Below are 12,709 nucleotides of genomic sequence, written 5' to 3'. Positions count from 1 at the left end.
GCTTCAGCAAACGAATAAATGGCGATAATTTGCGAAAGTTAACTCAGCGGTCGGCGGATAAGCATTACTTATGGAAGTGTGACGATCGTCACTCTCCCGCCTCCGGACGTGAAGGCGGGAAACTAGCAGCGATTAATGCCAGCAGAAGTGATGGACAACCTGAGTGATGAGCTCGCGCGTCGGCTTAATAAACCGCGTCTCCAGATATTCATCCGGCTGGTGGGCCTGGTTGATGGAGCCCGGTCCTAACACCAGCGTAGGACACAGCGTCTGGATAAACGGCGCTTCGGTGCAGTAGTTCACCACTTCGGTCTGCGCGCCGAGCAGTTTTTCAACCACTTCGACCAACTTGTGGTCCGGCGGGCATTCATAGCCTGGAATCGGCGGATGCAGCTCAGAGACCGTCAGACGCCCCGGCCAGCGTTCGCTGACCGGCGCCAGCGCTTCATCCAGCAGGCCGTTCAGGTCGTTAAGCGTCATCCCCGGCAATGGACGAATATCCATGTGCAATTCGCAGCAGGCGCAGATGCGGTTGGATGCATCGCCACCGTGAATGGCGCCCAGGTTGAGCGTCGGATAAGGCACGGTGAAAGCGGCATAGTGGTAACGCTCTTTTAAATCATCGCGCAGTTGCATGATGCGGCCAATCGCATCGTGCATCAGTTCAATAGCGTTCACGCCGCGCGCCGGGTCGCTGGAGTGGCCGGACTGTCCCAGTACGCGTACCGCTGTTGAAATGTGGCCTTTATGCGCCCGCACCGGCTGCAGAGAGGTCGGCTCGCCGATGATGGCGCAATCCGGGCGCAGTTGCGTGGTTTCGGCAAAGTAGCGCGCGCCCGCCATGCTGGTTTCTTCGTCAGCGGTGGCCAGAATATACAGCGGTTTTTTCAATTTACTGACGTCAACGTCGCGCAGGGCATCGAGGATAAACGCGAAGAAGCCTTTCATATCGGCGGTGCCGAGCCCGTAGAGTTTGTTGTCGTGCTCCGTAAGTGTAAACGGGTCGCGGGTCCAGCGACCATCGTCGAAAGGCACGGTATCGGTATGCCCGGCGAGCAGCAGGCCGCCAGCGCCGTGGCCAGTGCTGGCCAACATATTGAATTTATTGCGCGTCTCAGGTACCGGCTGGATCTCGACGTTAAAGCCCAGATCGCGGAACCAGCCGCCGAGTAAATTGATTAAAGACTCATTGCTTTGATCCAGCGCTTCTTCGGTCGCGCTGATGGATGGTGTGGCGATCAATGCGCGGTAAATCTCGATAAAGGGCGGTAAATTGTTTTTCATTGTTGACACACCTCAGGTCATGATAGTATCAATATTCATGCAGTATTTGTGAATAAAAATACAATATCGTTGAGCGCAATAAAACCCATCGAATGTAAGGAGATGCTCTTCCAATGCTAAATACGCTGATCGTGGGAGCTAGCGGCTATGCCGGCGCAGAGCTGGTGGCCTATGTAAATCGCCACCCTCATATGAACATAACCGCTTTGACCGTCTCCGCGCAAAGCAATGATGCCGGAAAGTTAATTTCCGATATACATCCGCAGCTGAAAGGTATTGTCGACCTGCCGCTGCAGGCAATGTCCGATATCAGCGAATTTAGCGCCGGCGCGGATGTAGTGTTCCTCGCCACCGCGCATGAAGTTAGCCACGATCTGGCGCCGCAGTTTTTGGCCGCGGGCTGCGTGGTGTTCGATTTATCCGGCGCGTTTCGCGTCAACGATGGCGCGTTCTACGAAAAATACTACGGTTTCACTCATCAGCATTCCGATCTGCTTAAGCAGGCGGTATACGGCCTGGCGGAGTGGAACGTAGAAGCATTGAAAGAGGCGAATTTGATCGCGGTGCCTGGCTGCTACCCGACGGCGGCGCAGCTGGCGTTAAAACCGCTGATCGATGCCGGTCTGCTGGATCTGAAGCAGTGGCCGGTGATCAACGCCACCAGCGGCGTCAGCGGCGCCGGGCGTAAGGCGGCGATGAGCAATAGCTTCTGCGAAGTCAGCCTGCAGCCGTACGGTGTTTTCAATCATCGCCACCATCCGGAAATTTCTACCCATCTGGGTGCAGAGGTGATCTTCACTCCCCATTTGGGCAATTTTAAACGCGGTATTCTGGAAACCATTACCTGCCGCCTGAAGCCGGGCGTCGGTAAAGATCAGGTGGCTGAGGTCTTCCAGCAGGCCTATGCCAATAAGCCGTTGGTCCGTTTATACGATAAAGGCGTACCGGCGCTGAAAAACGTAGTTGGGCTGCCATTCTGTGATATCGGTTTTGCCGTCCAGGACGAACATATTATCGTCGTGGCCGCAGAGGATAACCTGCTGAAAGGCGCGGCAGCGCAGGCCGTGCAGTGCGCTAACATTCGTTTCGGCTTCGCTGAGACGCAGTCTTTAATTTAAGGTGTGATGATGAACAATCCATTGATTATCAAACTTGGCGGCGTGTTATTGGATAGCGAAGAAGCGCTGGAACGTCTGTTTACCGCCTTGGTGCACTACCGCGAAACACACCAGCGTCCGCTGGTTATCGTCCACGGCGGCGGCTGCGTGGTGGATGAGCTGATGAAACAGCTTAATCTGCCGGTGAAAAAGAAAAATGGCCTGCGCGTAACGCCTGCCGATCAGATTGACATCATTACCGGCGCGCTGGCGGGAACTGCCAATAAAACGCTGCTGGCATGGGCGAAAAAGCATGGTCTTTCCTCGGTAGGGCTGTTCCTCGGCGATGGCGATAGCGTGAAGGTGACTCAGTTGGATGAAGAACTGGGCCACGTCGGTAAAGCGCAGGCAGGCTCGCCGACGCTTATCAATACGCTGTTGGCGGGCGGCTACCTGCCTGTCGTGAGCTCGATTGGCGTCACCGACGAAGGACAACTGATGAACGTCAACGCCGATCAGGCGGCGACGGCGCTGGCGGCGACGTTGGGCGCGGATCTTATCTTGCTGTCCGATGTTAGCGGCATTCTCGACGGTAAAGGTCAGCGGATTGCGGAAATGACCGCCTCCAGGGCTGAACAACTGATTGAACAGGGCATTATCACCGACGGTATGATCGTGAAAGTGAACGCAGCGCTGGACGCGGCGCGCGAGCTGGGCCGCCCGGTGGATATCGCCTCCTGGCGCCATGCCGAGCAGCTGCCGGCATTATTTAACGGTACCCCGATCGGTACGCGTATTTTGGCTTAAGATTGAATGCCCGGCGGCGCGTTGCTTGCCGGGGCAACAAGACCGTAGACCGGGTAAGCGCAGCGCGACCCGGCAGAACTCACGAATAAAGGAAGCATGTTATGGCACTTTGGGGCGGGCGTTTTACACAGGCAGCAGACCAGCGGTTCAAACAATTCAACGACTCTTTACGCTTTGACTATCGTCTGGCGGAACAGGATATCGTGGGATCCGTCGCCTGGTCCAAAGCGCTGGTAACCGTAGGCGTACTGACCGCCGATGAGCAGCTGCAGCTGGAAGAGGCGCTGAACGTCTTGCTGGAAGAGGTACGCGCCAACCCGCAGCAAATCCTTGAAAGCGATGCCGAAGATATCCATAGCTGGGTCGAAGGGAAACTGATCGATAAAGTCGGCCAGTTGGGCAAAAAACTGCATACCGGACGTAGCCGTAATGATCAGGTCGCCACCGATCTCAAGCTGTGGTGCAAAGAGACCGTCACCGAGCTGCTGTCCGCGACCCGCCAACTGCAAAGCGCGCTGGTGGAAACCGCTGGCAACAATCAGGATGCGGTGATGCCGGGTTATACCCATCTGCAGCGCGCCCAGCCGGTGACTTTTGCGCACTGGTGTCTGGCCTACGTTGAAATGCTGGCCCGTGATGAAAGCCGTCTGCAGGACGCGCTCAAGCGCCTCGATGTCAGCCCGCTGGGATGCGGCGCGCTGGCGGGAACCGCTTATGAAATCGACCGTGAGCAGCTGGCCGGTTGGTTGGGTTTCGCATCGGCGACCCGTAACAGCCTCGATAGCGTCTCCGATCGCGATCACGTGCTGGAACTGCTTTCCGATGCCTCTATCGGCATGGTGCACCTGTCGCGTTTTGCCGAAGATCTGATTTTCTTCAATACCGGCGAAGCGGGTTTTGTTGAACTGTCTGACCGCGTTACTTCCGGCTCGTCGCTGATGCCGCAGAAGAAAAACCCGGATGCGCTGGAACTGATCCGCGGTAAATGCGGCCGCGTGCAGGGCGCGCTGACCGGCATGATGATGACCCTGAAAGGGCTACCGCTGGCCTACAACAAAGATATGCAGGAAGACAAAGAAGGGCTGTTCGATGCGCTGGACACCTGGCTTGACTGCCTGCACATGGCGGCGCTGGTGCTGGACGGTATCCAGGTGAAACGTCCGCGCTGTGCGGAAGCGGCGCAGCAGGGTTACGCCAACGCTACCGAGCTGGCGGATTACCTGGTGGCAAAAGGCGTTCCGTTCCGCGAAGCACACCATATCGTCGGTGAAGCGGTGGTTGAAGCGATTGCTCAGGGCAAAGCGCTGGAAGATTTACCGTTAAGCGACCTGCAAAAGTTCAGCAACGTTATCGGCGATGACGTCTATCCGATCCTGTCGTTGCAGTCCTGCCTTGATAAACGTGCGGCCAAAGGCGGCGTCTCGCCGCAGCAGGTGGCGCAGGCGATTGCCGACGCCAGACAGCGCCTGGTGTAAGAGATTACACCGATGTTGAATGAGCCTGGGTAATCCCCGGGCTTTTTTACGCAAAAAAAAGCGGACACGAGGTCCGCAAAAGTTCACGTTGGCTTTAGTTGTTCGGGTAGGGAAACTGTGAGGCGACTCAATGATTTTCAGATGTTCTCCTCGTTTCTGTGGTTATTATTGAACAGAAAACTTGATAGGGATAATCGTTCGTTGCTATTCTATCTATCGCCATGGACTATCGTGGCGATGGAGGATGAATAATGAATATTCGCGATCTTGAATACCTGGTAGCGCTGGCTGAACATCGCCACTTCCGACGTGCGGCAGATTCCTGCCACGTCAGTCAGCCTACGCTTAGCGGACAAATTCGCAAGCTGGAAGATGAACTTGGGGTGATGTTGCTGGAGCGCACCAGCCGTAAGGTTCTGTTCACTCAGGCGGGTTTGCTGCTGGTGGATCAGGCGCGTACCGTGCTACGCGAAGTAAAAGTGCTCAAGGAGATGGCAAGCCAGCAAGGGGAAACCATGTCCGGGCCGCTGCATATCGGCCTGATCCCAACGGTGGGGCCATATTTGCTGCCGCACATAATTCCGATGCTGCATCAGACTTTCCCGAAGCTGGAAATGTATCTGCATGAGGCGCAAACCCATCAGCTGCTGGCGCAGCTCGATAGCGGTAAGCTCGACTGCGCGATCCTCGCGCTGGTCAAAGAGAGTGAAGCCTTTATCGAGGTGCCGCTGTTCGATGAGCCGATGATGCTGGCTATCTACGAAGACCATCCGTGGGCAGAGCGCGATCGCGTGCCGATGGCGGATTTAGCGGGTGAAAAGCTGTTGATGCTGGAAGACGGACATTGTCTGCGCGACCAGGCGATGGGCTTCTGCTTTGAAGCGGGTGCGGATGAAGATACCCACTTCCGCGCGACCAGCCTTGAAACGCTGCGCAACATGGTTGCCGCCGGAAGTGGTATTACACTGCTGCCTGCGCTGGCGGTGCCGCAGGAGAGAAAACGCGATGGCGTGGTCTATATTCCGTGCATTAAGCCGGAACCAAGACGCACCATCGGGCTGGTTTATCGTCCTGGTTCGCCGCTGCGTAGCCGCTATGAGCATCTGGCGGAGGCCATCCGCAGTACTATGGATGGCCACTTCGATAAGGCGTTAAAAGAGGCGGTTTAAGCCGTTTAACGCCGCTACCCGATAGGCTTCGGCCATGGTCGGGTAGTTAAAGGTGGTGTTAACGAAGTACTCAATGGTGTTACCGCCGCCTTTCTGCTCCATAATCGCCTGGCCGATATGAATAATTTCGGCCGCGCGCTCACCAAAGCAGTGGATGCCGAGGATCTCTTTCGTCTCGCGATGGAACAGAATCTTCAGCGTACCCACGCTCATACCGACGATTTGCGCCCGCGCCAGATGTTTAAACTGTGCGCGACCTACCTCATAAGGCACCTTCATCGCGGTTAGCTGCTGCTCGGTTTTACCCACCGAGCTGATTTCCGGAATGGTGTAGATCCCGGTCGGGATATCTTCAATCAGATGCGCGGAGGCTTCGCCTTTGATCAGCGCCTGCGCGGCGATGCGCCCCTGATCGTAAGCCGCTGACGCCAGGCTTGGATAACCGATAACGTCACCGACGGCATAGATGTGCGGTAGGGCGGTCTGATACATGCTGTTTACTTTCAGCTGGCCGCGGCTGTCGGTTTGCAGACCGATATTTTCCAGCGCCAGCGTATCGGTGTTACCGGTACGACCGTTGGCGTACAGCAGGCAGTCAGCTTTCAGCTTCTTACCAGACTTCAGATGCATGATCACGCCGTCATCGACGCCTTCGATTTTCTCGTACTCTTCGTTATGGCGGATAACCACGCCGCTGTTCCAGAAGTGATAGGAGAGCGAATCGGACATCTCCTGATCGAGGAACGCCAGTAGACGATCGCGGGTATTGATCAGATCGACCTTAACCTCCATACCGCGGAAGATCGACGCGTACTCGCAGCCGATCACCCCGGCGCCGTAAATGATCACATGGCGCGGTTCGTGGTGCAGGCTAAGAATGGAATCGCTGTCGTAAATACGCGGGTGGTGGAAATCGACGTCGGCCGGATGATACGGGCGCGAGCCGCAGGCGATAACGAATTTCTCGGCGGTGACCGTTTCTACGGTGCCATCGTGACACTCCAGCGCCAGCGTGTGCTCATCAACAAAGTGGGCGTTGCCCTGCAGAATTTCGCAGTGGTTGCGCTCATAGAAACCCTGACGCATATGGGTTTGCTGGTTAATGACGCTGTCGGCATGGTTGAGGATGTCGGCGAAGGAAGAACGGAGAAGACGGGAATGGTCGCTGTAGAGGGGGTTTTGGTTAAACTCGATAATACGGCTGACGGCATGGCGAAGCGCTTTTGACGGGATGGTTCCCCAGTGGGTACAACCACCGCCGACGTTATGGTAGCGCTCGATAACGGCAACACGAGCTCCCTGTTTCACCAGTCCCATAGCGGCGCCTTCACCGCCAGGACCGGAACCAATCACTATTGCATCATAATCCCAAGAGTGTGACATGGCATTACTCACCTGTTTTATACACAAAATAAACACGATGATAACATTTGGCGAGCTTTAACCCAATTATCGTTGTGCTTTTTTGCGGCATAAAAGCAGAAACGGCTCATAAACAATCATTCACAATCCAGTACAAACCGATTAGTTTTAATCTCTGGTATAGTGCCGACAGGGCTATTGGAAGGATTCATACATCGTGATGGGCGTAAGAGCACAACAAAAAGAAAAAACCCGCCGCTCGCTGGTGGAAGCGGCATTTAGCCAACTTAGCGCTGAGCGAAGCTTTGCCAGCCTGAGCTTGCGCGAGGTTGCGCGGGAAGCAGGGATCGCGCCGACGTCCTTTTATCGTCATTTTCGCGATGTCGATGAGTTAGGCCTGACGATGGTAGACGAAAGCGGGCTAATGCTGCGCCAACTGATGCGCCAGGCGCGCCAGCGCATTGCAAAAGGCGGCAGCGTGATCCGCACCTCCGTCTCTACCTTTATGGAGTTTATTGGTAACAACCCGAACGCCTTCCGCCTGCTGTTGCGTGAGCGTTCTGGCACATCCGCGGCGTTTCGAGCCGCTGTAGCGCGCGAGATCCAGCATTTCATCGCGGAACTTGCCGACTATTTAGAACTCGAAAACCATATGCCGCGCGCCTTTACCGAAGCGCAGGCTGAAGCTATGGTCACCATCGTATTCAACGCCGGTGCGGAAGCGTTGGACGTCAGTCCGGAGCAGCGCCGACAGCTGGAAGAGCGGCTGGTACTGCAGCTCAGAATGATTTCAAAAGGCGCGTATTACTGGTATCGCCGTGAACAAGAAAAAATGTCACATCATTCCGAATAACGTGAAGGACGAGCAATGAAACACTCAGTTCAAGATAAAGGTACGCTACTGCTGGCGCTGATCGCGGGTCTGTCCATTAATGGCACCTTCGCCGCGCTGTTCAGCTCAATCGTTCCCTTTTCCATCTTCCCGGTTCTGTCGCTGCTGCTGACGGTATACTGCCTGCACCAGCGCTATCAGAACCGCAGTATGCCGGTCGGGCTGCCGGGGCTTTCCGCCGCCTGCTTTATTCTCGGCGTATTGCTGTATAGCACCGTGGTGCGCGCAGAATATCCGGATATCGGCTCTAACTTCTTCCCGGCGGTGCTGTCTGTCGCGATGGTGTTCTGGATCGGTTACAAGATGCGCAACCGCAAAGATACCGCGGCGGAGTAATCCGCCAGGTAATAACCCGGCAACGTTGCGTTCGCCGGGTTTTTTTATGCGTTTATTTCTTCGTTAACAGTACGCCGCATTCCATATGGTGGGTATACGGGAACTGATCGAATAGCGCCAGGCGGGTGACATTGTGCGTCTGGCTGAGGGTTTCCAGGTTCTGGCACAGTGTTTCCGGGTTGCAGGAGATATAGAGAATTCGTGGATAGGCCTGGACCATTTTTTCGGTCTCGCTATCCAGCCCGCTGCGCGGCGGATCGACAAAAATGGTTTCGCACTGATAGCTTTGCAGATCGATACCCTGCAGGCGGTTAAACTCCCGCACGCCGTTCATCGCCTGGGTAAATTCTTCCGCCGCCATACGGATAATTTGCACGTTATCGATATGGTTGGCGGCAATGTTGTATTGCGCGGAGGCGACTGACGGTTTAGCGATTTCCGTCGCCAGCACGCGATCGAAGTTACGCGCCAGCGCCAGCGAGAAGTTGCCGTTGCCGCAGTAGAGCTCCAGCAGATCGCCGGTGGAACCTTTGGTGACGTCCAGCGCCCACTCCAGCATCTGAATATTCATCGCCGCGTTTGGCTGGGTAAAGCTGTTTTCCACCTGACGATAGATCATTTCGCGCCCGCCAACCGGCAGACGTTCATCGACATAATCCCTATCGAGCTCGATTTTGGTTTTAGTGGCGCGGCCTATCAGCTGCACGTTGAGATTTTGCGCGCGTAGGGCATCGCGCAGCGCTTCCGCATGCTGGCGCCATTCGTCGTCGAGTTTCTTGTGATAGAGCAGCGAGACGATGGCCTGGTTGCTCATGGTCGTCAGATAATCAATCTGGAAAAGTTTATGGCGCAGGACCGGGTTATGGCGCACGCCGTCGAGCATTGCCGGCATCAGCTGGTTGATGAGCTCGCTGGCGGCCGGGAAGGTATCGACGCGAATACGCGACTTGGTCTGCTGATCGAAGATGATGTGATAGAGGTCGTCGCCGTCGTGCCACAGGCGAAATTCAGCGCGCATCCGGTAGTGGCTGACCGGCGAACGAAATACCTCCGGAACCGGCGCGGCAAAAGGGGCCATCATTTTCTGCAAACGGACGACTTTTTCTGCCAGTTGCGCTTCGTATTGCTCGGTAGGGAGGTGTTCGGGGGTCATGATGCATCCTGAATAAAATAAGTACGCGGGGATTGTAGGGAAAGCATTGGGGATGTCCAGCCCTGGTTGCGGATGAAATATCGTTATAGCAGTCTGGACATCTATATGTTTCTAATTGTAGCATCTTGCAACCGGTCCTCTGAGTTAATAGGGAATCCAGTGCGAATCTGGAGCTGACGCGCAGCGGTAAGGAAAGGCGAGAAATAAGCGCACTCGGTGCAGACACTGCGGTTAGCCGTGGGAAGTCATTATTTCTTAAAGCAGCCTCCAAGCCCGAAGACCTGCCGGATACGTCGCATTTGGTTTCTATCATCGCGAGCTACTGATAGAGCCGGCGGCATCCTCTCTATATTATGGATGCTTTTACAATGATTAAAAAAGCTTCGCTGATGACGGCTTTATCCGTCACGGCATTTTCCGGCTGGGCGCAGGACAGCAATTCAAATACGTTAGTGGTGACGGCAAACCGTGTGGCGCAACCTATCGAAACCGTGCTGGCGCCGGTGAGCGTGGTGACGCGGCAGGATATCGATCGCTGGCAGTCAACCTCTCTCACCGATGTGATGCGCCGCCTGCCGGGCGTGGACATCGCGCAAAACGGCGGCATGGGGCAGCAGAGCTCTCTTTTCGTACGCGGCACCAACTCCAGCCATGTCTTAATCCTGGTGGATGGCGTACGTCTGAATCAGGCGGGCGTCAGCGGCTCTTCCGACTTAAGCCAGTTCCCTATCGCTCTGGTACAGCGCATTGAATACGTTCGTGGCCCGCGCTCGGCGGTCTACGGTTCGGATGCGATCGGCGGGGTGGTAAACATTATTACCACTCGCGACCAGGACGGCACCACGCTCAATGCCGGCGTGGGCTCAAATGGCTACCAGAACTATGGCGGCAGCACGCAGCAGACTTTCGGCGGACATACCCGCGTCACCCTGGCGGGCGACTATACCTATACCAAAGGCTTTGATGTGGTCGCCGAAGGCAATACCGGCGGCGTTCGCCAGCCGGATCGCGATGGCTTTATGAGCAAAACGATCTACGGCGCGCTGGAGCATAGCTTCTCCAATGAGTGGAGTGGCTTTGTGCGTGGGTACGGCTATGACAACCGGACGGCCTACGACGGCTCTCCTTATGGCGGCGTATTAGTCGATACTCGCCAGTTGTATAGCCAGACCTGGGATGCCGGCCTGCGTTTTAATCAGGATATCTTCCACTCGCAGCTGACTTCCAGCTATAGCCACAGTAAGGACTACAATTACGATCCGCGACTGGGGCGCTATGACACCTCGGCGACGCTGGATGAAGTGAAACAGTACAATGTGCAGTGGGCGAACACGGTTGATGTTGGCCACGGCAACGTTGGCGCTGGAATCGACTGGCAAAAACAAACCACCGAGCCTGGCACGAACTATGTGACCGATGGCTATGAAATCCGTAATACCGGCCTGTTTATCACCGGCTTGCAAAAGTTGGGCGATTTCACCCTGGAGGGGGCGGCGCGTAGTGATGATAACTCGCAGTTTGGCCAGCATGGTACCTGGCAGAGCAGCGCCGCGTGGGAGTTTATCGACGGCTACCGCTTTATCGCCTCTTATGGCACCGCCTACAAAGCGCCGAATCTCGGCCAGCTGTACGGCTTCTATGGTAATCAGAATCTCGACCCGGAAGAGAGCAAGCAGTGGGAAGGGGCCTTTGAAGGCCTGACGTCTGGGGTGACATGGCGCCTGTCCGGATATCGTAACGACATCGACAATCTGATCGACTACGACTCGCAGCTGATGAAATATTACAACGTCGGCAAGGCGCGTATTAAAGGTATTGAAGCGACGGCGTCGTTTGATACCGGGCCGCTGGCGCACAGCATCAGCTATGACTATGTCGATGCGCGTGATGCGAAAACCAACGAGCTGCTGGTGCGCCGGGCAAAACAGCAGGTGAAATACCAGCTGGACTGGCAGGTTTATGATTTCGACTGGGGTGTGACCTATCACTATCTTGGCACCCGTTATGACAACACTTACGACCCGGTAACCTATGCGCCTGAGAGCGTTAAGTTGGGCGGCGTAAGCTTGTGGGATCTCGCAGTTTCGTATCCAGTCACCTCACATCTCACAGTTCGTGGTAAAATAGCCAACCTGTTCGATAAAGATTACGAGACAGTATATGGCTACCAAACTGCAGGACGGGAATACACCTTGTCTGGCAGCTACACCTTCTGATCCACGTCCCACCGTGCTGGTGTTTGATTCCGGCGTCGGTGGGTTGTCGGTATATAACGAGATTCGGCAGCTGCTGCCGGATCTACATTACATTTATGCTTTCGATAACGTTGCTTTCCCGTATGGCGAGAAGAGCGAAGAGTTTATCGTTGAGCGTGTTGTTGAGATCGTGACTGCCGTTCAGCAACGCTATCCTCTGGCGCTGGCGGTCATCGCCTGTAATACCGCCAGTACCGTTTCCCTGCCAGCCCTACGTGAAAAGTTCGCTTTCCCGGTGGTCGGCGTGGTGCCGGCAATTAAGCCTGCCGCGCGCTTAACGGCAAACGGCATTGTTGGCCTGCTGGCGACGCGCGGTACCGTCAAGCGTCCTTATACTCGTGAACTCATTGACCGCTTTGCCAATGAGTGCCGCATCGAAATGCTGGGTTCCGCTGAGCTGGTGGAACTGGCAGAGGCGAAGCTGCACGGCGAAGCGGTACCGTTAGAAGAGCTGCGTCGAATTCTGCGCCCGTGGCTACGGATGCAGGAACCGCCCGATACGGTCGTATTAGGTTGTACGCACTTCCCACTACTGGCGGAAGAACTGCAACAGGTTATGCCGGAAGGAACGCGGTTTATCGATTCCGGCGCGGCGATTGCTCGACGCACCGCCTGGCTGCTGGAGCATGAAGCGCCGGATGCCAAATCGAATGATGCCAATAAGGCTTTTTGCATGGCGATTACCCCGGATACTGAACAGCTTTTACCCGTTTTACAGCGTTACGGCTTTGAAACGCTGGAAAAACTACCGCTTTAAAGGCGTTTTGCGCAAAAAAAAGACGGTTGAAAAGTTTTTTGAAAACAGGGCTTGTCAACGTCTCAGAACTCCCTATAATGCGCCTCCACTGACACGGAACAACGGCAAACAAGCCGCCGGGT

The 12,709-nt window shown here is 55.5% G+C and carries 11 protein-coding genes and 1 riboswitch; of the genes, 8 read left to right on the top strand and 3 right to left on the bottom strand.

Going from position 1 to position 12,709, the window contains the following annotated elements; all coding sequences use genetic code 11:
* Positions 1 to 132: 132 nt before the first annotated feature.
* Positions 133 to 1,284 carry an acetylornithine deacetylase gene (gene argE / locus ABLV08_RS22025; RefSeq protein WP_015368914.1) on the bottom strand — a complete coding sequence of 384 codons (1,152 nt, stop codon included), beginning with the start codon at positions 1,282 to 1,284 and terminating at the stop codon, positions 133 to 135.
* A 113-nt stretch (positions 1,285 to 1,397) separates the two neighbouring features.
* On the opposite strand from argE, the gene argC reads away from it, so the two are divergent.
* From argC to oxyR, 4 genes are all read left to right on the top strand, one after another.
* Positions 1,398 to 2,402 carry an N-acetyl-gamma-glutamyl-phosphate reductase gene (argC, locus tag ABLV08_RS22020; RefSeq protein ID WP_032712960.1) on the top strand — a complete coding sequence of 335 codons (1,005 nt, stop codon included), beginning with the start codon at positions 1,398 to 1,400 and terminating at the stop codon, positions 2,400 to 2,402.
* Positions 2,403 to 2,411: 9 nt separating this feature from the next.
* Positions 2,412 to 3,188 carry an acetylglutamate kinase gene (gene argB, locus ABLV08_RS22015; RefSeq protein WP_015368912.1) on the top strand — a complete coding sequence of 259 codons (777 nt, stop codon included), beginning with the start codon at positions 2,412 to 2,414 and terminating at the stop codon, positions 3,186 to 3,188.
* 101 nt (positions 3,189 to 3,289) lie between these two features.
* Positions 3,290 to 4,663 (top strand): argininosuccinate lyase, encoded by a 1,374-nt coding sequence (gene argH / locus ABLV08_RS22010; protein WP_032715408.1) that lies wholly within the window; start codon positions 3,290 to 3,292, stop codon positions 4,661 to 4,663.
* A gap of 251 nt (positions 4,664 to 4,914) precedes the next feature.
* On the top strand, positions 4,915 to 5,832 hold the full coding sequence (gene oxyR, locus ABLV08_RS22005) for a DNA-binding transcriptional regulator OxyR (protein ID WP_015368909.1): 918 nt from the start codon (positions 4,915 to 4,917) through the stop codon (positions 5,830 to 5,832).
* On the opposite strand, the gene sthA is transcribed toward oxyR, so the two are convergent.
* Positions 5,815 to 7,215, bottom strand: a complete 1,401-nt coding sequence (gene sthA / locus ABLV08_RS22000) for a Si-specific NAD(P)(+) transhydrogenase (RefSeq protein WP_015368908.1) — start codon at positions 7,213 to 7,215, stop codon at positions 5,815 to 5,817. The genes oxyR and sthA overlap by 18 nt on opposite strands.
* Positions 7,216 to 7,411: 196 nt before the next feature.
* Between sthA and fabR the strand changes: the two genes are divergently transcribed.
* The gene (gene fabR / locus ABLV08_RS21995) at positions 7,412 to 8,047 is read left to right on the top strand and encodes an HTH-type transcriptional repressor FabR (RefSeq protein ID WP_015368907.1); all 636 of its coding nucleotides are present in this window, start codon (positions 7,412 to 7,414) and stop codon (positions 8,045 to 8,047) included.
* A 15-nt stretch (positions 8,048 to 8,062) separates the two neighbouring features.
* Positions 8,063 to 8,422, top strand: coding sequence for a YijD family membrane protein (locus ABLV08_RS21990; RefSeq protein ID WP_015368906.1), 360 nt, complete (start codon positions 8,063 to 8,065; stop codon positions 8,420 to 8,422).
* Positions 8,423 to 8,474: 52 nt separating this feature from the next.
* Here ABLV08_RS21990 and trmA read toward each other — a convergent pair whose 3' ends face one another.
* Positions 8,475 to 9,575: a tRNA (uridine(54)-C5)-methyltransferase TrmA gene (trmA, locus tag ABLV08_RS21985; protein ID WP_020077583.1), complete on the bottom strand. Its 1,101-nt coding sequence runs from the start codon at positions 9,573 to 9,575 to the stop codon at positions 8,475 to 8,477.
* 115 nt (positions 9,576 to 9,690) lie between these two features.
* Positions 9,691 to 9,879, top strand: a riboswitch (cobalamin riboswitch).
* Positions 9,880 to 9,943: 64 nt separating this feature from the next.
* Between trmA and btuB the strand changes: the two genes are divergently transcribed.
* Together btuB and murI are read left to right on the top strand one after the other, a co-directional pair.
* The gene (btuB, locus tag ABLV08_RS21980) at positions 9,944 to 11,791 is read left to right on the top strand and encodes a TonB-dependent vitamin B12 receptor BtuB (protein WP_015368904.1); all 1,848 of its coding nucleotides are present in this window, start codon (positions 9,944 to 9,946) and stop codon (positions 11,789 to 11,791) included.
* Entirely contained in the window at positions 11,736 to 12,587 is an 852-nt protein-coding gene (murI, locus tag ABLV08_RS21975; protein WP_015703959.1) for a glutamate racemase, read from the top strand. The genes btuB and murI overlap by 56 nt, the downstream gene beginning before the upstream one ends.
* Positions 12,588 to 12,709: the final 122 nt, after the last annotated feature.

The sequence above is a fragment of the Klebsiella sp. CN_Kp088 genome (genome assembly GCF_040064335.1).
Lineage (GTDB): Bacteria > Pseudomonadota > Gammaproteobacteria > Enterobacterales > Enterobacteriaceae > Klebsiella > Klebsiella aerogenes.
The sequence above is the reverse complement of the archived record's forward strand: the minus strand, read 5'-3'. Positions and strand labels throughout refer to the sequence as shown.